Genomic DNA, 1,217 nt, shown 5'->3' on the forward strand with positions numbered 1-1,217 from the left:
CGGAAGCTAAGACCCGCAGCGCCGATGGTACTGCACCCGGGAGGGTGTGGGAGAGTAGGTCACCGCCGGACACAACCACCACGATGAGGGGCACCGCCAACGACGGCGGCGCCCCTCACCGCTTTAATCACCCCACCCCACACCAGCCACACCACACCGGGCTCCCGCCGCACCCGCCGGCCGGAGCCCACCGCCATTTAACGGCCCCTTTTCAGAAAGGCAGGACCGCCCGATAGACGGGGTCCGGGGCCGGCAGATTTCGCTGGTGCGAGGCTCTCTCATTCGGCGCCGTGTAGACCGGTTTGAGCGCCTTGACGATTCCGTCGCGGTGCTGCCGGCCGGCCTGGTGGAAGCTGTTGCGGATCAGGTGCGCGATGCAGTGCTGCATCACCTTTCCATCGCGGAGGGGCGTGATTGTCTCCGGCAGTCCTTTGAGCCCGTCGCAGACGGCGATGAGCACGTCTTCCACGCCCCCGGTTCTTCAGCTCGGGGGGACCTGCAGCCAGAACCGGGCGCCTTCGGCGCCGTCGCCGGCCCGGATGGCGAGGATTTCCGCTCCCCGCTTGGGGGTGACACCCCTGTCGACGGAGAACAGGTCGACGGAGAACGGGGGGCTGCGTACCTGACCGTTGCGGCCCTTGATGGCGGTCGCCTTGACGGAGATCACCGGGTAGATCGGATCCAGCGGGCGGGCGGACCCATGCTGCCAGCTCCCGGGCGGCCTTCTCCGTGATCCGGCTGATGGTGTCCGTGGAGACCTTGGCCCCGTAGGCTGCCTCGAGGTGCGCGGCGATTTCCCCGGCCGTGAAACCCCGGGGCGCTCGAGGGAAAGCACGATCTGATCGATCCCGTCCAAGCGCCGATTCCTTTCGGATCAGGCCGGACAGTCCCGCCGTTCTTCTGACAGCCCCGGAAAGGCAGACGGGGAGTAGGCGGGTCCGGTGCCCCGTTTCGAGCTCTCCCTGGTTTCTCCTTGTCAGTTGCTCTTCGCGGGCCGGATGGTTGTGCCGGTCGGTCGTTCCTTCTCGGGGAGGTTGTCGGTGGACCGGGAGGTTGTTGCGTTCGAGTCCGTCCGGCACGCATTCCTTCCGCGTCTTCCGGTTTTTTGCTGGTCGGCTCCGCCGTGGGGTGTGGAGAGGATTTTGGTCACAGCGGGGCGGGGCGCGGGAGGGGTGTGTGTTCTGCCGGCGGTGTGTGTTCTTGGCGGCGGGGTCGGG

2 protein-coding genes are annotated in these 1,217 nt (G+C 67.4%); both read right to left on the reverse strand.

The genetic code is table 11. The features are described from left to right. Positions 1-211 precede the first annotated feature (211 nt). Complete coding sequence (locus tag OC550_RS22265; protein WP_262108048.1) at positions 212-469, reverse strand: transposase; 258 nt, start codon at positions 467-469, stop codon at positions 212-214. Positions 470-481: 12 nt separating this feature from the next. Further along, the gene (locus tag OC550_RS22270) at positions 482-667 is read right to left on the reverse strand and encodes a hypothetical protein (RefSeq protein ID WP_262108049.1); all 186 of its coding nucleotides are present in this window, start codon (positions 665-667) and stop codon (positions 482-484) included. Positions 668-1,217 lie beyond the last annotated feature (550 nt).

The sequence above is a fragment of the Arthrobacter sp. Marseille-P9274 genome (assembly GCF_946892675.1).
In the GTDB taxonomy this organism is placed as follows: domain Bacteria; phylum Actinomycetota; class Actinomycetes; order Actinomycetales; family Micrococcaceae; genus Crystallibacter.